The sequence below is a fragment of the Microbulbifer variabilis genome, assembly GCF_052467165.1.
Genome location: NZ_CP174301.1, coordinates 1,385,884 through 1,405,222, shown reverse-complemented (window position 1 = coordinate 1,405,222; position 19,339 = coordinate 1,385,884). Strand labels below are relative to the sequence as shown.

The 19,339-nt window shown below is 50.3% G+C and carries 18 protein-coding genes; 6 read left to right on the top strand and 12 right to left on the bottom strand.

All coding sequences use genetic code 11. The features are described 5' to 3' along the window. The first annotated feature begins 221 nt into the window (after nt 1-221). Nucleotides 222-692: an Lrp/AsnC family transcriptional regulator gene (locus tag ACJJIP_RS06130; RefSeq protein WP_020413378.1), complete on the top strand. Its 471-nt coding sequence runs from the start codon at nt 222-224 to the stop codon at nt 690-692. Between the two features lie 55 nt (nt 693-747). Here the strand turns inward: ACJJIP_RS06130 and ACJJIP_RS06125 are convergent, their stop codons facing one another. Together ACJJIP_RS06125 and ACJJIP_RS06120 are read right to left on the bottom strand one after the other, a co-directional pair. After that, entirely contained in the window at nt 748-1,254 is a 507-nt protein-coding gene (locus ACJJIP_RS06125) for a shikimate kinase (protein ID WP_353376611.1), read from the bottom strand. Nucleotides 1,255-1,291: 37 nt separating this feature from the next. Beyond that, nucleotides 1,292-2,014: an acyltransferase gene (locus tag ACJJIP_RS06120; protein ID WP_353376610.1), complete on the bottom strand. Its 723-nt coding sequence runs from the start codon at nt 2,012-2,014 to the stop codon at nt 1,292-1,294. A gap of 107 nt (nt 2,015-2,121) precedes the next feature. Here ACJJIP_RS06120 and ACJJIP_RS06115 point away from each other — a divergent pair, with 107 nt between their 5' ends. After that, nucleotides 2,122-2,739 (top strand): class I SAM-dependent methyltransferase, encoded by a 618-nt coding sequence (locus ACJJIP_RS06115; protein WP_020413381.1) that lies wholly within the window; start codon nt 2,122-2,124, stop codon nt 2,737-2,739. Here ACJJIP_RS06115 and ACJJIP_RS06110 read toward each other — a convergent pair. From ACJJIP_RS06110 to ACJJIP_RS06075, 8 genes are all read right to left on the bottom strand, one after another. After that, the gene (locus tag ACJJIP_RS06110) at nt 2,668-3,774 is read right to left on the bottom strand and encodes a prenyltransferase/squalene oxidase repeat-containing protein (RefSeq protein ID WP_353376755.1); all 1,107 of its coding nucleotides are present in this window, start codon (nt 3,772-3,774) and stop codon (nt 2,668-2,670) included. The two genes, ACJJIP_RS06115 and ACJJIP_RS06110, sit on opposite strands and share 72 nt — an antisense overlap. Before the next feature lie 5 nt (nt 3,775-3,779). Beyond that, entirely contained in the window at nt 3,780-4,532 is a 753-nt protein-coding gene (locus tag ACJJIP_RS06105) for a class I SAM-dependent methyltransferase (RefSeq protein WP_020413383.1), read from the bottom strand. Further along, nucleotides 4,532-5,875, bottom strand: a complete 1,344-nt coding sequence (locus tag ACJJIP_RS06100) for a glycosyltransferase family 4 protein (RefSeq protein ID WP_020413384.1) — start codon at nt 5,873-5,875, stop codon at nt 4,532-4,534. The genes ACJJIP_RS06105 and ACJJIP_RS06100 overlap by 1 nt, the downstream gene beginning before the upstream one ends. A gap of 576 nt (nt 5,876-6,451) precedes the next feature. Further along, the gene (locus tag ACJJIP_RS06095) at nt 6,452-7,837 is read right to left on the bottom strand and encodes a glutamine synthetase family protein (protein WP_282952927.1); all 1,386 of its coding nucleotides are present in this window, start codon (nt 7,835-7,837) and stop codon (nt 6,452-6,454) included. Between the two features lie 124 nt (nt 7,838-7,961). Next, the gene (locus ACJJIP_RS06090) at nt 7,962-9,311 is read right to left on the bottom strand and encodes an aspartate aminotransferase family protein (RefSeq protein ID WP_353376609.1); all 1,350 of its coding nucleotides are present in this window, start codon (nt 9,309-9,311) and stop codon (nt 7,962-7,964) included. A 329-nt stretch (nt 9,312-9,640) separates the two neighbouring features. Beyond that, nucleotides 9,641-10,312: a GntR family transcriptional regulator gene (locus ACJJIP_RS06085; RefSeq protein WP_353376608.1), complete on the bottom strand. Its 672-nt coding sequence runs from the start codon at nt 10,310-10,312 to the stop codon at nt 9,641-9,643. Continuing rightward, the gene (locus ACJJIP_RS06080) at nt 10,309-11,415 is read right to left on the bottom strand and encodes a hypothetical protein (RefSeq protein WP_282952924.1); all 1,107 of its coding nucleotides are present in this window, start codon (nt 11,413-11,415) and stop codon (nt 10,309-10,311) included. The genes ACJJIP_RS06085 and ACJJIP_RS06080 overlap by 4 nt, the downstream gene beginning before the upstream one ends. A 60-nt stretch (nt 11,416-11,475) precedes the next feature. Continuing rightward, on the bottom strand, nt 11,476-11,916 hold the full coding sequence (locus ACJJIP_RS06075) for a VOC family protein (protein WP_026305087.1): 441 nt from the start codon (nt 11,914-11,916) through the stop codon (nt 11,476-11,478). Nucleotides 11,917-11,991: 75 nt separating this feature from the next. Between ACJJIP_RS06075 and ACJJIP_RS06070 the strand changes: the two genes are divergently transcribed. The 3 genes from ACJJIP_RS06070 to ACJJIP_RS06060 all read left to right on the top strand — a co-directional run bounded on the left by ACJJIP_RS06070 (nt 11,992) and on the right by ACJJIP_RS06060 (nt 15,157). Continuing rightward, on the top strand, nt 11,992-13,161 hold the full coding sequence (locus ACJJIP_RS06070; RefSeq protein ID WP_444946412.1) for a hypothetical protein: 1,170 nt from the start codon (nt 11,992-11,994) through the stop codon (nt 13,159-13,161). A 135-nt stretch (nt 13,162-13,296) separates the two neighbouring features. Continuing rightward, nucleotides 13,297-14,043, top strand: coding sequence for an aspartate/glutamate racemase family protein (locus ACJJIP_RS06065; protein ID WP_353376604.1), 747 nt, complete (start codon nt 13,297-13,299; stop codon nt 14,041-14,043). A gap of 403 nt (nt 14,044-14,446) precedes the next feature. Next, a complete protein-coding gene (locus ACJJIP_RS06060) occupies nt 14,447-15,157 on the top strand; it encodes an SIMPL domain-containing protein (protein WP_020413393.1) in 711 nt (236 codons plus the stop codon). 52 nt (nt 15,158-15,209) lie between these two features. Here the strand turns inward: ACJJIP_RS06060 and ACJJIP_RS06055 are convergent, their stop codons facing one another. After that, a complete protein-coding gene (locus tag ACJJIP_RS06055) occupies nt 15,210-16,571 on the bottom strand; it encodes a metal-dependent hydrolase family protein (RefSeq protein WP_020413394.1) in 1,362 nt (453 codons plus the stop codon). A gap of 91 nt (nt 16,572-16,662) precedes the next feature. Between ACJJIP_RS06055 and ACJJIP_RS06050 the strand changes: the two genes are divergently transcribed. Beyond that, entirely contained in the window at nt 16,663-17,274 is a 612-nt protein-coding gene (locus tag ACJJIP_RS06050; RefSeq protein ID WP_020413395.1) for a glutathione S-transferase family protein, read from the top strand. A gap of 437 nt (nt 17,275-17,711) precedes the next feature. Here ACJJIP_RS06050 and ACJJIP_RS06045 read toward each other — a convergent pair whose 3' ends face one another. Further along, nucleotides 17,712-18,623, bottom strand: coding sequence for a hypothetical protein (locus ACJJIP_RS06045; RefSeq protein ID WP_444946411.1), 912 nt, complete (start codon nt 18,621-18,623; stop codon nt 17,712-17,714). Between the last annotated feature and the right edge of the window lie 716 nt (nt 18,624-19,339).

The window sequence follows — 19,339 nt, the reverse complement described above, 5'->3', positions numbered from 1 at the left end:
TATTCTTCCGAATCGCCTCGTATCAGCAGTCGGATGCCGGGTTCGTGATGGGCCCACAGAATCCTTTGGCGGGCAATCACAAAAAGCATCCGCCCTGAGACGGATTGGTCAGGTCATACTAGTTCGTTAAGCGCAACAGAGCATTGCTTTATTTACGTAAATGTGCGTAAATTTGTGATGAAAATCTCGATCGATCAAATTTTTATAGGATAGGAGTCTTTATGAAGCGTTCGACAGACCTGGATGATTTTGACCGTAAGATTCTGCGAGCGCTGCAGGAGAACGCCGATTATTCCATGGCGGAGCTAGGAGACAAAGTCGGCCTCTCCCACACTCCCTGCTGGCGCCGGATCAAAAGGCTGGAGGCGGAAGGGATTATCCGTGGCCGGGTAACCCTGCTGGACCCCCGCAAGTTAGACCTGGGAGTGACAGTATACTGCTATGTCACTATCCACAACCATGACGAAGAATCCCTGAACAATTTTGAGTCTGCGGTCCAGGATGTCCAGGAAGTTGTAGAGTGTTATTCAACCAGTGGTGACAAAGACTATGTTCTACGTGTTGTCGTGGACAGCGTGGAGCATTATGAGCAACTTCTAAAGCGCTCTCTGGTGCACCTGCCCAACGTGGCCTCGGTGAACTCTACTTTTGCCTTAAAGCAAGTGAAGTACACTACCCAGCTTCCCCTCTGAGGAAAGATATAAGTCAGAGCCCCAACAATCAAGGGGCTCTACTGCCGCTCTAGGGTTATCGTGGCAGTTGACTTAACAACCGATCCAAAGCCTGCTGCATGGTCAGACCGTCGCAGTCTACCGTAATGTCCGCATATTCCCGGTACAGAGCTTGGCGTTCAGTAAACAGAGCTTCAAAAGTCTGCCCCGGAGCCTTGGCAATCCCGCGACTTTCATAATTGTGAATACGGCGGCGCAACTCTTCAGCAGAGCACTCCAAGAACACGATTGTGCCAAGTTCTTTTAAATTGGCCATACCTTCGTCGCTATAGACAGCGCTGCCACCCGTAGCAATGACATGGCTGGGCAGATGGGCAGCCGCGATCACTTCTCCCTCAATAGCCCTCAAATTCAAATAGTCGCTTTCTGCCATGATCTCCTGCAGGGTTTTCCCCTCCCTGGCTTGGATCAGTACATCGGTATCGACAAAATCCAGAGCCAACTCCTTTGCCAGCAACACACCCAGGGTGCTCTTGCCTGCACCAGGCATACCAATCAGAACAATACTTTTTCTTTTTTTCATCAGTTCAAATGTTCGAGAATAAATCGTGCATACCTTTTTAATCCCCACGGCGAGGGAAAACTACCGAACGCAACCAACCTAAGACGCTGTTGCCCTTGAGCATCATCTTGTCAAGCTCATCCAGATTATGGGCCTGGCGAAAAGCATCGGCAAATAATGCCTCACGAGTAATCATTCGGCGTTTGGGATTAATACTTTTTACAGGCTTTGCAGGATTACCAGCAACTACAGTATTTGCCGGAACATCCTTGGTAACCACACTGCCTGCTCCAACCACCGAATTATCCCCAATACTCACCCCCTTACAAATCGTCGCACTATCACCAATCCAGACATTATTTCCCAAGCGGACTGGTGCAGTGCAGCGAAAAGGCCTGGTGCGATTATAGAGTCCATGCCAATCCGAATCCGAAATATATACATTCGCGGCAATCATACAGGCGTTGCCAATTTCTATGGACTGTGCAGCGGAAATACGCACACCCGGGGAAATCAGCACATAATCACCGATGGTGATAAATGCCTCGCCACCCTTATGGCCAAATGTCGTAAAGCGAATACATTTTTCTGCATTGGAAATTAAATGGGGATAATTACCAATACGGACATTACTGCCAAAAACATAGACCGAAGAGGGATCCATCACTTCAGGCTCGACCCCCATGGCATCAAATTGTGGCAGCAGAAAGTACTCAGTGCGCCAGTTGCGCCAACGCAACTGTAAACGCTTCATCCAATAGGGCCTATGGTCCTTGCGCATACATTAAATTCTGTTTGATTTAGCACTACATATAAAACAAATCGCAATTGCTTTTGTATAAGCAGCGGTTTAGTGTTTGGTCCACAAAAAATAGCAAGCGGTTACCCATGTCCATTAAATTATCTATCGATATTCGAGCTATCAAAGGATTTCTTGCTGCCCATGAAGGTGAAGCACTTTACCATCTGGCCGCGGAGGCCAGCGGCCTGGGGCCCTGCCTGGAGGTCGGCAGCTACTGCGGAAAATCGACAGTGTACCTAGCTACCGCCTGCAAACTCACAGACAATGTGGTCTTCGCTGTGGACCACCACCGCGGCTCGGAGGAGCATCAACCCGGCGAGGAGTACCACGACCCGGACCTTTTTGACGAAAGAGCCCAATTAATGGACAGCTTTCGCAATTTTCGCGCAAATATCCGTGCAGCTGAGCTCGAGGACTGGGTAGTTCCTGTCGTGGCACCCTCTGCTATCGCTGCACGCCACTGGAATACACCTCTCGGCTTGGTGTTTATTGACGGAGGCCACTCTTTGGAAGCTGCGATGACCGACTACCGCAGCTGGTCCCGCCATATTGTTCCCGGTGGCTACCTCGCCATCCACGATATATTCCCGGACCCGGCCGACGGCGGCCAGGCCCCTTACGATATTTACAAGCTAGCCCTGGCTTCCGCTCAGTTCGAGCTCGTCGAAACTGTAGACACCCTGGGTATCCTGAGACGTATTTGAAGACAGTTGTACCGATGTAAACAAACTACTCGCCGGCGTCAGGTCGGCGAGTGCATCCGCCGCCAACAACATAGCACCCACAGTCCAAGTAGTTTTCTCTTCCGGCCAAACTGCCTCATCCCGATAGACATAACCAGTCCAGTAACCGCCATCACTGTCCTGCCAGCGGTGAAGCCCCCGAAATATAATCTCAGCACGGGAACGCTGCCCTGCAGCCAATAGTGCCATTGTCAGCTCGCAAGATTCCGCCACAGTTACCCAGGGCTCATCATTAACACAGCGACAACCCAGTCCCGCCACGACAAACTCATCCCAACGCTGATGCAGGCGAGTGCGAGCAGCTTCTCCAGAAAAGGCCCCTGTTAACACAGGATAAAACCAATCCATGGAAAAGCGTGCCTTACTTTCCCAGGTTCGATCGAAACGTTCCGGCTTGTGCCGCAAAGCGTACCCCAAAGCCTGGCGCCCCTGCTCCCAACTGGGGCGGTCAACACGCAGCTCTCTGGCAATGTTGATGGCACATTCGAGGCTCTTAAAAACCGAAGAACAGCCAGTTATCAGGGCATCTTTCTTTGGCTCTCCCTCTGCATCCACCGCCCAGTGAACTTCCCCGTGCTCCGTCTGCAGTGCCAAAACAAAATCAATTGCACGCTCAACCATCTGCCAGTAGCGGCGCAAAAAGCCTTTGTCTCCGCTAATCAGATAAAAGTGCCAAATGCCGGTGGCCACATAGGCAACAAAATTTGTCTCGCGGCGCTCACGATTATCAACAGCACCGTTTTTGTATGCCGCCCACCAGCTGCCATCGGCCAACTGAATATCTGCCAACCAGCGATAAGCTTTTTCTGCGGCGGCAAATTCACCTGCGATTGCCAAGCCCATGGCCGCCTCAACGTGATCCCAGGGATCGGCATAATGTCCCTTAAACCAGGGAATAGAGCCATCGGGCAGTTGCTGGGAGAGAATATAGGCAGCACTGTCACGGACAAACCCATCGGGAAAGAGGTTTGTGTTTTTTACCGGAGGAATAACCATCTCACTCACGAACTCGCCTCCCCCACCAAGCGCAAAGTCTCCGGCGCTTCCTGCTCAGCTTTGACAAAATAAAGCGCGATACTTTTACCTAACAGCGGATTCAGTATCTTTTCCGCGGCACGAGTAAGCATTGGCTGCTTCATCAAGTCCCAAACCAACAAGCGATGATAGGCTGCAACTAAGCGGGAGTCCGGCTGATTCCAGAACAGACACTTCAGCCACCAATACGGGGAGTGCAAAGCGTGAGCCTTATGGCGCGCAAAATAGCGATGCCCCAAGGACTCAATACTTCCCCTCAGCTCTTTCTCACGGAATATACGAATATGGCCCCCCTCCACCTCATGGTATTCATCGCTCAGTTTCCAGCAGACCCACTCGGGGAAGTAAGATGGTACCGTGGCAGCAAAAATACCGGAGGGTTTCAAAACCCGATCGATTTCTGCTAGGACCGCTTTGTAATCCTCAATATGCTCCAATACCTCTGAACAAATCACCACATCGAAAGTGGCATCGGCAAAAGGTAGCCGCAGGCCATTGGCAACCCCAAGTAACAGGCGCCCTTTGGCATGCTCCGGGCTTTTAAAAGGCTCAGCCCGCTTACTGGCTGTACGCACATCATCAAGGCATAAATCTATGCCGAAGATATCCACTTCATCAGTAATCATCAGGTGAATGGAGTGGCGACCTTCGCCACACCCGAGATCCAGAACTTTTTGTCCTGGGCGAAGACTCAGGTGCTTCGGATCTACAGTAATCATCAAGCCGCCTCCGCACCGCTGACATCTGCGCCAACTATCTCATCTTCATGTCGACGCTGCACTGCAGATTCACCCAGTATTTCACGGTAATAAGCCACGAGGCTCGCAGCTGCCAGCCCCCATGAGAACTTATCCTCTATTCGTGCCCTACCCTTAGCACTCAGCTCAGCTTGAAGAGATATGTCCGACAAAACCCGACCAAGGGCTTCACCCAATGCCTGGCTGTTACCAGCCGGCACCACTATGCCAGCATCCCCTACCACCTCTGGTAGCGCGCCACCGTCGCTGGAAACTACCGGTGCCCCACAGGCCATGGCTTCACCAGCAGGCAGTCCAAATCCTTCATATAAAGATGGGCAGGCTACCACTGTGGCACTGCGGTAATACCCCACTAATTCAGCATTGGAAATGCCAGAGACAAACTGCACTGCATTCTGCAAATCGAGCCGATGAAGCAGCTCCTCCGTTGCCCCCCCCTCCCGTAGCTTCCCCACCACCAACAACTCGAGACCGTTAAACCTCTGGCGCAAGCTGGCAAGTGCCAGCAATAACACCCCCAGTCCTTTGAGTGGCTGATCTGCTGAGGCAGTTGTCATAATTCTAAGTGGCAGGCGCTCAACACTTTCGCTGGGGCTGAATATTTCTGTGTCGATGCCGTTATAGATCAGGTTTATCTGTTCTGGCTTCACGCCAAACTGTTCGATGATATCCCGCTCTGACTGGCGTGATACTGTCACAATATGGCGCAGCTTACGTGAAACCTTGATCTGCATTTTCAGGAAGTTATGCCAGCGACGCACCAGCAGGCGAAAACGCCAATCCGGCGCCGCATCCAACGCCAATTGGCGATCACGGGTAATGGGGTGATGGATAGTAGCTACTACAGGCAGCCCACTTTTTTCAATATCCAACAATCCATAACAAAGAGACTGGTTATCGTGCACTATGTCATAGTCACGGCCGTGTTTACGCAAGTATTTGGCCACGCGGCGACCAAAGGTGTAAGGCTCGGCAAAACCGCCGGTGAGTTTGCTCCACCACTCAAAAAAGTCCGCCCAGGAAAGCAGGTGTTTAGCCTTAAGAGCTCGCACCGGGTTCTCAACCTCATACAGGTTCAGTCCCGGCATCTTTATCAAATTTACCCGCTCATCCAACTCTGGATAGGGTTGGCCTGAGATAACATCCACAGAGTGGCCAGCATCAACCAATGCCTTACTCAGGTAGCGAAGGTAGATTCCCTGACCACCGCTATGTGGATTGCTGCGATAACCTAATAAACATATTTTTAGCGGCCGCGTCTTGCCAGCCATTGGACCGTCTGCACAATTTCCCAAGGCGGTCATAGATTCCCCATCTGCTTGTTCTGAGGCCCACCTATCTTTCACCAATCCGGTAACACCGCGTCGTGGAGCTATGTTACGTCGACTGATAAATCGGGGGCCTTACGCTAGTAAAGCGGAAGAATACACTGGCGTGGAAATGACTGCTAGGCAGAAGCTGTCCACACTATTGGCCAACCCGACTGCCATGTAGATTGACGAGCCAAACTGAAAGCCACATACAGCAATGCTTTCCCCCCAAAGAGTGAAAACAAACACGACTGGATTCAGGAGAGCCTATTCCATATCGACCCAATCTATGTATTGACAGTCACTCACTGATCATTGGGAAAAAGAACCGAAGGAAATCCTAAGCATCTGCGATGGTGTAATGGATAACTGAAGAAACGTTTTGCGAGGATAAAAAAATGCCCGCCAGAGGCGGGCCAGGTTTCTCGAACACACTTTCAGGAGGAGAGTTTCAAGCGCGTTACGCACTTAAATTTAGGTATAGCAGAGTATTACAGCTCTCCATCTGCCCTGTCGTAAAAGCCGTTCAGTATTCATACAATCGGTGCTGTATCACCTCTTAAGTCATCGCTAAACGCGGTGCAAATAGCTCTGGTACTCCACATCTGTAACCCGTGAACCAATTTCCACCTGTTCCTGACGCTTAAGTAACAGGAATAATTCAATAAAGCGTGGATCAAGGTACTCACGCCATAGCTGGCTCTGCTCAAAACGCTTGAGTGCGCCACTCCAGGTATTAACCAATTGCTCACTTTCAACTTGATAGGCGTCGCCTTCCACTGGAGCTGGCGGTTGCAGCTGGTTTTCCAGGCCATGACAGACGCCAACAAGAATTCCCGCCAGAACCAGATAGGGGTTTACGTCTGCTCCGGCAATGCGGTGCTCAATACGCCGAGCTTCGGGGTTACTTGCCGGAATCCGCAAGGTCGTCGTGCGGTTATCATAGCCCCAGCAAAGATTTAGCGGCGCATGTGAGCCCTCCTGGAAGCGACGATAAGAATTGCTATGCGGCGCGAAAAATGCCATCGCATCGTTTGCGGTTGCCAACATACCAGCCGCCGCTTGGCGCAGCAGATCTGACCCCATCTCACTGCCGTCGTCAAAAACATTTTTTCCCGAACTGTCGATCAAGCTCATATGCACATGCATACCGTTACCGGCCTGATCCCCAAACGGCTTGGCCATAGTGCTCACCCGGAAACCATGGCTGCGGGCCACACCTTTCAACAGTCGCTTGAACAGTAGGGTCTGATCGGCAACCTTCACCGGATCAGCACTGTGCAACAAGTTAATTTCAAACTGACCTGGCGCGCACTCGGACAGTACAGAATCAGCCGGGATCCCCTGCTCTTCACAAGCAGCACGAACATCAGCAAAGAAGTGGCGCTGTGCATTCAGCTCAGACAAATCGTATACGTCTGTGGAAGGCACCAACTCAGCGTCGTTATCACTAACCGGGCGCGGTCGTGCCAGGTGATCCACCTCATCACGTAACAGGTAAAACTCCAGCTCGGTGGCACAAACTGCGGTGTAACCAAGTTTTTTTAATCGATCCACCACTCGCTGCAACTGGGCGCGTGGATCTGCGTACAGTGCGCTTCCATCCGCCTCATGCAGTTGCATATGCAATTGGGCCGTCTCTTCTCTGTGCCATGGCGCCAGGCTGATCGGCGAAACCGGCAAGCAGACACCGTCGCTGTCTCCACTGGCGAAGACCAGGGGACTGTCTTCGATATCCCGCCCCCAGATGTCCAGGCTGACAGCGCTGCGCGGCATCTGCAGACTGCCTTTAAGCAGTTTTTCTGCCGCCTCGGCAGGCAGCCATTTGCCACGGGGCACACCGTTAATATCGAACATAAAGCCTTCAATCCACTTTAGGTCCGGGTGCTCTGCCAGGAATTTACGCGACTGCTCCAGCAGCTCTGGCTGGGCAGTGAATTCTTTTTCTTGAGACATAAGTTGCCTGAGGTAATCCAGTCAAACCGCAAAAGCGGCCTTGAGCCACCACTCACATCCGCCACCGACAGACGATGAGGGGCGACCTAGGGCCGCTCTCATAAATAGATGCGATACCGCGAGTTTACGCCAGTGCTTTTGCGGTATCGTCCAGGGCGCGATGCGCCTTCTCCACCAACTCATCGACCTGCTCAGTGGTAATAATCAGCGGCGGCGCGATAACCATTGCATCGCCCACAGCACGCATTACCAAACCGTGCTTGATACTGAGATCACGACACACTGCACCTGCGGTACAGTCGTCATCGAAGCGGGCACGGCTCGATTTATCTTTTACAAGCTCCAGTGCTCCAACCATACCCAGACTTCGGGCTTCACCGACAATCGGATGCTCTGCCAGCTCAGCCCAGCGCTTGGCCAGGTAAGGGCCTGTCACATCGCGCACATTCTCAATAATTTTTTCATTGCGCAGGATGTTAATTGTCGCCAATCCTGCCATACAAGCTGCCGGGTGCGCTGAGTAGGTGTAACCGTGAGTAAATTCACCACCCTTACTTTTAATCACGTCAGCAACACGATCACCCACCATGGTGCCGCCCAGCGGGAAGTAACCATTGGTTACTGCTTTGGCAAAAGTCATCAGATCGGGCTTGAGGCCGTAAAAATCTGCGCCAAACCACTCACCGGTGCGACCAAAGCCAAAAATCACTTCGTCCATCACCAGCAAGATATCGTACTGATCCAGCACCTTCTTCACTTCTGGCCAGTAGGTTTCCGGTGGGATTACTACACCACCAGCACCCTGTATAGGCTCTGCAATGAAAGCGGCAACTGTCTCAGGTCCGAGTTCCTGGATCTTTTCATCAAGGCTGCGCGCAGCATGAATGCCGAACTCTTCCGGGGACATATCGCCACCCTCGGCAAACCAGTAAGGCTGTTGCACATGCTCAATGTAGTCCAGCGGCTGAAACTGCTTATGCATACCACTCATACCACCGAGGCTAGCACCGGCAATGGTAGAGCCGTGATAGCCATTCTTACGGGAGATCACGATACGCTTCTCAGGTTTATCCTGAAGATCCCAGAAACGGCGAATCAGACGCAAGTTCGTATCGTTTGCTTCGGAGCCGGAGCCGGTAAAGAAAACGTTGCTCATATTGGCCGGGGTCACCTCCGCCAGAGCATCAGCCAGCTCAATAGAAGGCACAGTGGTGCACTGGAAGAAGCTGTTATAGAACGGCAGGGTATTCAACTGCTCATAGATGGCATCGCTAATTTCTTTACGGCTGTAACCCAGGTTACAACACCACAATCCAGACATACCGTCCAACATACGATTGCCATCGATATCAGTGATGTAGGCACCTTCAGCGCTGGTAATCACTCGGGTACCCTGCTGGCCCAGATCGTTGAAGTCCGTAAAGGGGTGCAGCAGGTGCTCGCGGTCGTGTTGTTGCAGCTCACTCTTGTTCATATTTCGCTCCTGGCTTTTGCTCTGGGGCTTTCCCGCCGCTCCGGACAATCAGCCTCTGCTTGTCGGGCGGAGGTTTTCCCGCAATCTGTCACCCGCCCTGCTCAATGGGTATCACAAGGCGAATTATTACTACCAAATTTGTGATCACATTTTAGTAGCGAGACTCACAGAAGCGCAAGATCTATCTATGCCTCACAGCAACCTTAAGGTCGAATGAGGCCAAGTGGGCAAACTGAGGGAAAGCTAAAACCAGATGGTCATTTTGTTTGGGCGACGTCTCCTGCCACGCGCGGTTTGATGTACAGCGGGTTAACAGTCACGGCGGCTTGCTAGAGCAACTCCTCAGCGGAGATTGAGCCGAGCCCCTCTTCTATATCCTGGCGAATGGCGCGGCGAATCCTCTCTACACTTCTGTCTGCAATGGCATCCAACAAATCCTCGTGGCGATCCGGCAGCTCCTGAACACCAAAGCGCTGAAATACAAGATGCTGAAGAGGCGCTGTCTGCAGCCACAAACTCTCGATCAACGAGAGAATGATATGCGGCCGCCCCATGCGATAGAGAGTAAAGTGAAAATCGAGATTAGCAGTGACATACTGCTCAATATCCTTTTGTTCGAGGGCAGCCGTCACCCGCGCATCCAGGGCTCGTAGCTGCTGCAGTTCTTCCTCCTGTACAAACGGCAGGGCCTGCTCTGCAGCCTGGCACTCAAGCGCAACACGCGCCGCACAGATCTCATCGAGCTTCTCAGGAGTCATTGTCGGTACCGTGACACGACGGGTATCGGATAACTCCAAGGCCCGCTCAGAAGTCAGGCGCCGTAAGGCTTCACGCACCGGCATAGGGCTGCAATCCAGCTCCGCAGCCAAGCCGCGAATGGTAATCGCATGCCCCGGCAAAAATTTGCCACGTAAAATAGCATCTCGCACCTGGAAATAGACTCTCTCCTGAGTGGTGCGAAACTCTTCCTGCGGATGATTAAACTCCAGCGCCATGTTCATGCGGCCCTGACCTGATGTAACTTGTGCGGAATATCATCGAAGCCAACCTCTATGAGATGGTCCGCTGCACGGCCACTCTGCCAGACTTCATGGAAATCATCGGCAACCCATTTGCTCAGTTCCACAACCTTCTTCCAATAGCGAATCCGTTCCTCGCGGCCCATCTTATAAAAATCATTACGATCAGGGATTTTGCCATAGGGCAGCTTCGCCACGAATGCAGGAGAAGGTGCCACCAACAGTGTCGATGACATAGCATCACCTCGCACACGACGCCAGGAAAGCCCTTTATCAAACCAGCCCGGCACCATAAACGGGAAAAAGTGCGGGTAGAGCACCAAACCCTGGGGGTGACTGAAACGTAAATCAAAATGGTAGTCGGTGATACCACCATCACGATAATTTCCCTGTGGAGCACCAGCGGGGTTGCGAACTCCCGCCATCACCAATGGAATAGAACCACTCGCCAGGACCGCTGCACAAACATTGTCCGCGGATAGCGTCGTATCCACCGTACTCAGGTTGCCAAACCGTACTGCGGCATCACGGCCAGAGTGAAAAACCACCCGTTCCCAAAAAGCGCTCAGGCTGTGCCTGGAGAGCGCGTTGGCCATGGCCGATGCAAACAACGCCGGGGCCAGGAAGGCGCGCTTTTCACTAGCCAGAGGACCGCGGCCACGCACAGTGACAAAATGGCTGTGCCACAACGGGTTGCCTGCTACTTCGCCTGCACCATTTTCACCTAAAACATTGAGCAGGATTTGCTCCCCGGCAGCAGTGATCTCCGCCGGTGTCGGTTTGTCTGAGGCATAACTCTGATGGATATAACCATATTCCAAGCACTCCAGGGCCTCCAATGGCTCCGCCATGGCGTAACACATATTGCGAAAGCTACCGATTGAAGACCCCAGTGTCGCGATAGGATCACGACGCCCCTTAAAAAATTCCCCCATCAGTACCCGGTCCAACTGGCTGATGACCAGCCACTTGGGGCCTCCTGAGGCCCCCACCAGGGTGGAAAACTGTTCCTGGCGTAAGCCCTCCTCACGAATCTGGTGCGCCGCATTTGCGCCGGCCAATAATATGCAACTGGTATTCTTCACAAAGCGTCTCTTAAGGTATCCATTCAGGCGGAAGTGTACCGGGTTTGAATCCTGAGGGGATCACCACTCTCCGGTATTCTCCATTGATTGCCAGGGTTCCTGAGGCGCCAACGGCTCTCCATTTTGTAGTAGCTCTATCGAGATACCATCTGGAGAGCGAAAAAATGCCATATGTCCATCACGGGGAGGCCGGTTGATAGTCACGCCCGCATCCATCATCCGCTGGCAAACGGCATAGATATCATTAACTCCGTAAGCCAAATGGCCAAAATTGCGCCCGCCACCATAGGATTCCGGATCCCAGTTGTAGGTAAGCTCCAGCATAGGGGCCTTATTTTCCCTTGCGGCATCTACATCTTCCGGTGCAGCCAGATACACCAAAGTAAAGCGACCTTTGTCGTAATCGTTACGCGTTACAAGCTGTAGCCCTAACTTTTCACAGTAAAATTTTAAAGATTCTTCCAAGTCGGCCACGCGGACCATTGTATGCAGATACCTCACCCTCTACTCCTTCCTGCTATCAGGATCTAAAATCGCGGAATAATAAATAATTCAGCCTCGCGTGGCGAAAAGCAAATGTATAAGAAATTCTATCGAGCCTTTTCACAAGCCCCTAGCGGCAGCCCCTCTGCCATGTTGCATATGGCCTGCCACTCCCATCATTATTGGCCGGATATCACTCTGGAGGCGGTGCAACAATATTGGCACGATGCGGCACTGCTTGCCGACGATAAATGGGGACCCATTTTTCACGAGAAAATACCCGCCTGGCAAAATGCTGTCGCGCGCACACTACAAATTCCAGATGCCGGGCAAATCGCTATTGCCCCAAACACCCACGAATTGGTTTACCGCTTGATCAGCGCCCTGGATCCCGCCAAGCCACTGCGCATACTCACCACCGATGGCGAATTCTACAGCTTTGCACGCCAATTACAGCGACTCGAAGAATTGCCTCATGTGGAAGTAACGCGTATTCCAAAGACCCCCTATGCGACACTAGCCGAGCGCTTTGAGAGAGAGCTGCATACCCGGAACTACCAGCTGGCTTATGCCAGCCTGGTATTTTTTGATTCTGGCGTGGTATTCCCCGAGCTGCTACGTATTACTGAGCAAAAACCCGAGGAAACCGAGTTTGTTATTGATGGCTACCATGGTTTTTTTGCTCGCCCCATTGACCTGAGCAAGGTCGCAGATAAGGCCTTCTTTACTGCAGGCTCCTATAAATACCTAGGTGCCGGTGAAGGTCTGTGCTTTATGAGTATTCCATCCCGGTGTCGCTTGCGCCCGCTCAACACTGGCTGGTTTGCCGAAATGGCAGAACTTGAAAATCGCCCTGGAAGTGTCAATTACGGGGATAACTGGCTGCGTTTTGCCGGCGCCACTATGGACTATTCCTGCCTGTACAAGGGTCTTGCCATTTTCGATCTATTCCGACGCGAAGGTATCACCGTAGATAAAATCCACCGCTATGTCCTCAATGCCCAAAGCCGCTTCCTGAACACAATGGACAAAAACAGCCACCCGCTACTCAACCGGGAGCGCCTGATTCACCACGACCTGAAGGAGGGCCATGGCCACTTTTTCACGTTCGATTGCGGCACAACAGAAAACTCAGAAAAGCTACAAAAAGAGCTGAAAGCCCGAGCAGTCCTTTGCGACAGGCGCCAACATCTGCTGCGCCTGGGCTTTGCTATCTACCATGACGACAATGAAACTTATCAGCAGGTTTTTGACTCTCCCTAAATAAATTCGCGGGCACCGTTCTGCTGATTAACATACCAAGCTAGCCAGCGGCCCGCTCAGCCTCTATTGATCCATACTCTAATCCATACTTTAGCGGGCGATATAATCTAGAAATAAGAGAGTCTGGACCTGATCATGAAGCTGCTTCTCCTCAACCCAAATACCACAGAATCTATGACGTCACTAATGGCGGGCGCCGCACAAAGGGTTGCATCTCCGCGCACCAAAATCGTAGCGACCACCGCCAAGATCGGCTTTCCTTATATTTCAAGCCGGGTCGAGGCCGAAATTATTGCTAGTGATATCCTCGAGACAATTGCTGAACACCACACACAGGTAGACGCAGTCATTATCTCTGCATTCGGGGATCCAGGTCTTATTGGTGCGCGTCAGTTATTCGACATTCCCGTGATCGGTGTTGCCGAGGCGGCAATGCTGACCGCTTGTGCGCTTGGCCAGCGCTTCTCGATAATCACATTTAGCGATAGTTTGGCGGACTGGTTTCGCGATGGTGTGCTGCGTGCCGGTCTCGAAAATCGCTTCACCGGCATTCGCCTACCTAGCGAGCGTTTCCAATCGATCGAAACCGTACAGGAAGAGCTTAGCGAAAGCTTGGTTCAGCTCGTAGAAGAAGCCGCATATACTGACCGGGCAGATGTCGCCATCCTCGCTGGAGGGCCACTCGCCGGTCTTGCCACAAAGGTTTCTGGCAGACTGCCGATTCCTGTAGTCGATCCAGTCCCTGCCGCTGTCGTGCTAGCAGAGGGTCTTGTACGGCTCAACCCAGGCATTGCCCGCGTAGGTGGTTTCGCCCGTCCGCCCGCGAAAGACACATTGGGCCTCCCCGATAGCCTCGCCAGGCGAATAGAGCACACTGACTGAGCTTCTTCCAAGCCCTCCTTATAATAATCTCTACTCTCCCGACAGCTCTGACTCATAGAATTACGGCGGCTGGATTTAGCCTGCCAGGTACAGCCTGCGATTGAGCATCCTAAAAACACATGCAGCCACGTGTTTCCAACAGATGTCGATACCTTCTTCTCCTGGGGTTTGTTATCTACCAAGAAAGATGAAACTTATCAGAAGAAATTTAGCTCTGATTAAGTTGGCAGCACTTTCCCGGCCAAGTGGCAAGCCAATATTGCCAAGCAGCTTGTCTACAGCTCCCCGATGATCCGTTATGCTGACCTTCTTGCTCAGCTGCGGTTCAGAAAGGCACTGATAGTATTTGGCGCCTAATGCATCGGAGTGATGCCAAATCCATAGCGATTGATAAGGAAAAATCATGAAGTTAGTAAAATTCTCGACAATCACAGTGCTTACTCTGCTTATCGCCGCTTGCGGAAATGGGCAGGCTCCCTCCGAACGGGGAACCCTGGTCTCTATTGCGGCTCACGGTGAAGCCAGCCAGATACCAGATGTAGCCAATATTTCCGTGGGCGTGGTAACAGAAGCCCAAGACAGCAAAAAGGCCATGAGTGATAACGCTGAACAAATGGAATCACTGATGGCGGCGATAAAGAAAGCGGGTATCGCCAAGAAAGATATCCAAACCAGCGGTATCAGCCTTTCTCCCCGCTATCGCTACCAACAAAATCAAACCCCGAAAATAGTGGGCTATACAGCGCGGAATACGGTGAGCGTTAAAGTGCGTAAACTGGATAAACTGGGCCAGGTACTGGACGGTTTGGCAGCTGCTGGAGCAAACCAAATTCACGGCCCAAGTTTTGAAATCGGCGAACCTGGCCCGGTCAAAGCGGAAGCCCGTGAAAAGGCCCTCTTAGATGCCCAGGAGCGAGCTACTATCTATGCAAAAGCCCTGGGAATGAAAGTTCGAAGAATTGTTAGTATTTCTGAAAATGGCAATGGCGGTATGCCCCGCCCGATGATGCTGCGCAGTGACATGGCGGTAAAGGAAAGCGCTTCAACCCCAATCTCTCCCGGTGAGACGACCCTTTCCGTAAATCTTGAGCTGGTATTCGAACTGGAAGACTAAGACAAGCTTTCCGGCTCCACCAATATTTTATGGGGCCGGAAATCTGTTCCCTTCAGCTCTCGCCCACACCCTCGATAAATACCTCAACCGCAGGTTCGCTGGGCTCCTTAAATACTTTGCCCCCTTTCATTACAAATTGCACCCGCTGCAATTCGGAAATATCCTCCAGGGGATTGCCCGCGACTGCGATAATATCGGCAATTTTACCCTCGCTGATGCTACCCAGTTCATCCTGTACCTGCAGAAGTTGAGCCGCATTCCACGTGGCCGAACGGATAGCGTCTGCTGGCGTCATACCACCTTGCACCATCAGTACAAACTCCCGAGCATTCTCTCCGTGCCTGGTGACCCCTGTATCGGTGCCAAAAGCAATTTTGACACCGCGCTTATAAGCTTTGGAAAAAGTATCCTGCATTAACGGGCCCATAGTTGCTGCCTTGGGGCGCACAATATCTGGCAGGAACCCTTCGATTGCAGATTTTTCAGTCACCCACTCCCCCGCCATGAGTGTCGGTACAAACCAGGTACTATTGCGCCGCATCAGGTCCATTACTTCTTCATCCATGTAGGTGCCGTGCTCAATTGAATCCACTCCAGCACGGATCGCACGTATCATCCCCTCCTTGCCATGGGCATGCACCGCCACGGTAAAACCATAGTCCTTAGCCGCTGCAACAATGGCCTCAAGCTCATCCTGCATAAACTGTGGGTTCTGTCCGCTTTTGGCAACACTCAAGACACCACCGGTTGCAGTAATCTTGATTAGATCTGCACCATCTTTATAGCGCTGACGTATTGCCTTACGAGCAGAGATTGGGCCATCGACAACACCATCGACCGGGCCGGGATTGCCAACCAGATCTTCACGGCGTCCATTTGTGGGGTCCGCATGGCCACCGGTGGTAGCAATTGACTTACCCGCAGTATAAATTCTCGGCCCCTCAATCGTGCCAGCTTCAATAGCCCGGCGCAGGCTCACGGTTACATTATCGTGATCACCAAGATTGCGTATAGTAGTAAAACCCGCTTGTAATGTGCGATTAGCTGCATCTACACTGCGCAGAGCAAAGTCTGCCGGATTCCAGGTATAGGACTCCACGTAAGCGCGAGGACCAAACTCATAAGTAAGATGGCTATGCATATCCATAAGCCCTGGCAATACGGTGTACTCGCGCAGATCTACCAGGGACTCCCTATCCCGCTTGGCAAATCCTTTTTGTACCGATTCAATCCGGCCATCCACCACATGAATGGTGCGATTTTCCAATAATTTTCCATTAGTGCTGTCGAACATTTTCCCCGCATAAATAGCGATACTCTCTGCAGATACCGGCAGGCTGAAGAATCCTACACAAACCGCCACGGCAGTGGCGGTGCGGCGAAAGAAGCTGTTTCTCTTGGCACTTGTGGTCATTGTCCTCACCAGTAAGTCTCTCTTAGATTTGAACTGTTTTTATTGGAAATCGTACAATTTACCGTAATCGCCAAGGCGAGAGGAAGCCCCTATGAAAATCTATGAGTTTGCGAGTGCACCCAATTGCCGCCGAGTTCGTATGTACTTGGCTGAAAAAGGCATTGATGTAGAGTTTGCTCCTGTGGATATTACAAAGGGGGAAAATCTCACCCCAGAATTTCGCAGCAAGGATATCAATAAAAAAGTACCGGTTTTGGAGTTGGACGATGGCGCCCACATTGCCGAATCTGTGGCTATCCAGCGTTACTTCGAGGAATTACACCCAACCCCTCCCCTTTTCGGGCGAAATGCTAAAGAAAAAGCCCTGGTGGAGATGTGGAATCGTCGCGCTGATTTTAATTTGATGTTCGCCGTTGGGATGTGCTTTCAGCATGTTTCCGGATTTTTTAAAGACCGTATGAATGTCTACCCAGAGTTTGGTGAGGATGCAGGTAAACGCGCCCTGAAGTTTATGAGCGTTTTAAACGATCACTTTTCCGATAGTGAATACCTGGTTGGCGACTATTTTTCAGTCGCGGACATCAGTATGGTTTGTAGTCTGGACTTCGGCAAAGTTCAAAATCTGCGCCCGAATGAAGAAAAGCACCCCCACCTGATTCGCTGGCGCGAGCAGCTCAAGAAGCGCCCCAGCTTTAAGGTATGACTGCAGCACACAACTAATTTCACTTCACAAAGATAAAGACTATCGCCCCATATAAATGCCGTGGGGCGAATTTATCGAGAAAGAACCTGAAATTACAACAGCATAGATCCCATTCAAACAAACAAGTCATCATCCGACTAATATTTAGGGTTACTCTAACAATTAAGCTTCTCTAGATTTCACCACCTTCAGGTCTCCATAAGTTACCATCAACAAATATAGAGGAAACGTCGCAAGTTCAGTCGACAGATTATGGATAGAGTTTTCGACAAAATTAACTTGAACCCAGACATTGAAAATTGTAAGAGATTGCCCAATAAGATAGCAACTGTGAGGCTATGAATGTACGAAAACTTCCAATGTATTGAAATCTATTAAGAAACTCCTGAGGAGGGTGGCTACTAACAGAATTTGCCTAATACGCTCACCAAAAAAACCTATATTAAACCAATATCAGTAAGAGCATCCTTCAGTGCCTGCTGATTATCATCCAAAGACCAACCTAATATTGACTGACTTAGTTGTCCGTCGTGAAAGAAGTAAAACGCCGGTGTACCCAAATTAGCATCTAAGAAAGACCACGATGATGAATTATATATCAAGCCGACCGGTAATTTTGGATAAGTTTGCATCCAGTTTTTATGCTGCTCAACTTGCAGACTTCCGCCTGGCTGGGTAAGCCAAACAGAATGCTTAAAAAACATCTTTTTAAATTGTAAATCATCACTAATATAATTTGCTGCAGCCCTGGAAAAACGACACCCAGGATTTGAAATAACTAAAATAAAAGGACCCTGTGAAGGAATCTCAAAAGCACGCTGCTTAAGCGACGAATTTTCAAATTCCAAAATAAATGGCTTTTCGAGCGCCAGGTCATTAACCCTGTTAATTTTAGGCAAATATTCCAAATAGTTTAATTTCTTTTCTTCAACCATACTCCTGGCTAATTCGAACTGCCCAGCGGCAACATAGGCTTTTTGCAAATCAGCATAATGCCGTTTCTTTACAAATTCTTTTCTTTCAAGAAACTCCAATAGCCTACGCAAATCACGGGTATAATTAACCTGAGGATCATAAAAATTGACAACCGTTACAGCTCTAAATAAATATTCTAGATCCAGCTGCCTTAGCTGCTGCTCACCAAGGTTAGCTATAATTGGTTTAAAATTCTCTAGATATAGACTCTCAGCTACCTCCCTTCTTTCCTTAATTGAGCCAAGCTCTACATTAGAATAAATTTCATTCAACTGATCGTAACGATCCTTGATAGAAGTGTTACTACTTGCCCATATCTCCACCACGCTTAAAAAGGGCAGCATAAACAGTATCATTACGGGTGTTTTTTTCATTATGATGTCCTAGCTTTATGATAATCCCTTCCGGCTCAGAAATCCGTTTTCGACTGCGTCTGATATATAGCCCTGAAAAAGGAAGCCTTTCAAAGACTGAGCGTGTGACACAACATTTAACACCTTTAAGAAAAGTTCATCCATAGAACCAAACCACCAATACATGGACACATAATTTAAATTACACTAAGGTGTTCTACCGAAATATATAGATTCTTAATTATTCCGGACAGGAAAACTAATTTTTCTATCTTCGCCTGTATACGCAATCAGCATCCTTCTACCAGCCAAGCACAACAATACTTTGGTAGTTTTATTATAAACTGTAATTTTCTTGCCCAGAACACCTAATTGGTTAAAGCAATGCAAACCTGTATCAAAATTCACCTTGCTACTATATTTCCGTGGAAATATGCACTCGAAGCTATTTTATTTAGCCACTGAAAGATCTTCAACAATGAATATCTCGTTAGCATAGATTGACTTTCGACCAACGCTAATTATCTATTGGCTACTGAACATCTAAAGTTAAGATGGCACTCGATTTAAAGCCATACTGTAATTCACAGTATTGTCATTACAATATTAGTCCAGTCCTGCCACCCTACTACCCGCCAAGATTCTTCCACAAAGATGCAGACAACTGGAACACTGATTTTCAAGTAGCAATAGCAGCCCTAGCCTTGAATCTATAGCAACACCGCCTTTGAACTGCA

What these genes read in the sequence shown, in the direction of transcription:
- ACJJIP_RS06130 (WP_020413378.1), top strand. Translation starts at nt 222, where the DNA reads ATGAAGCGTTCGACAGACCTGGATGATTTTGACCGTAAGATTCTGCGA.
- ACJJIP_RS06125 (WP_353376611.1), bottom strand. Translation starts at nt 1,254, where the DNA reads ATGAAAAAAAGAAAAAGTATTGTTCTGATTGGTATGCCTGGTGCAGGC.
- ACJJIP_RS06120 (WP_353376610.1), bottom strand. Translation starts at nt 2,014, where the DNA reads ATGCGCAAGGACCATAGGCCCTATTGGATGAAGCGTTTACAGTTGCGT.
- ACJJIP_RS06115 (WP_020413381.1), top strand. Translation starts at nt 2,122, where the DNA reads ATGTCCATTAAATTATCTATCGATATTCGAGCTATCAAAGGATTTCTT.
- ACJJIP_RS06110 (WP_353376755.1), bottom strand. Translation starts at nt 3,774, where the DNA reads ATGGTTATTCCTCCGGTAAAAAACACAAACCTCTTTCCCGATGGGTTT.
- ACJJIP_RS06105 (WP_020413383.1), bottom strand. Translation starts at nt 4,532, where the DNA reads ATGATTACTGTAGATCCGAAGCACCTGAGTCTTCGCCCAGGACAAAAA.
- ACJJIP_RS06100 (WP_020413384.1), bottom strand. Translation starts at nt 5,875, where the DNA reads ATGACCGCCTTGGGAAATTGTGCAGACGGTCCAATGGCTGGCAAGACG.
- ACJJIP_RS06095 (WP_282952927.1), bottom strand. Translation starts at nt 7,837, where the DNA reads ATGTCTCAAGAAAAAGAATTCACTGCCCAGCCAGAGCTGCTGGAGCAG.
- ACJJIP_RS06090 (WP_353376609.1), bottom strand. Translation starts at nt 9,311, where the DNA reads ATGAACAAGAGTGAGCTGCAACAACACGACCGCGAGCACCTGCTGCAC.
- ACJJIP_RS06085 (WP_353376608.1), bottom strand. Translation starts at nt 10,312, where the DNA reads ATGAACATGGCGCTGGAGTTTAATCATCCGCAGGAAGAGTTTCGCACC.
- ACJJIP_RS06070 (WP_444946412.1), top strand. Translation starts at nt 11,992, where the DNA reads ATGTATAAGAAATTCTATCGAGCCTTTTCACAAGCCCCTAGCGGCAGC.
- ACJJIP_RS06065 (WP_353376604.1), top strand. Translation starts at nt 13,297, where the DNA reads ATGAAGCTGCTTCTCCTCAACCCAAATACCACAGAATCTATGACGTCA.
- ACJJIP_RS06060 (WP_020413393.1), top strand. Translation starts at nt 14,447, where the DNA reads ATGAAGTTAGTAAAATTCTCGACAATCACAGTGCTTACTCTGCTTATC.
- ACJJIP_RS06055 (WP_020413394.1), bottom strand. Translation starts at nt 16,571, where the DNA reads ATGACCACAAGTGCCAAGAGAAACAGCTTCTTTCGCCGCACCGCCACT.
- ACJJIP_RS06050 (WP_020413395.1), top strand. Translation starts at nt 16,663, where the DNA reads ATGAAAATCTATGAGTTTGCGAGTGCACCCAATTGCCGCCGAGTTCGT.
- ACJJIP_RS06045 (WP_444946411.1), bottom strand. Translation starts at nt 18,623, where the DNA reads ATGAAAAAAACACCCGTAATGATACTGTTTATGCTGCCCTTTTTAAGC.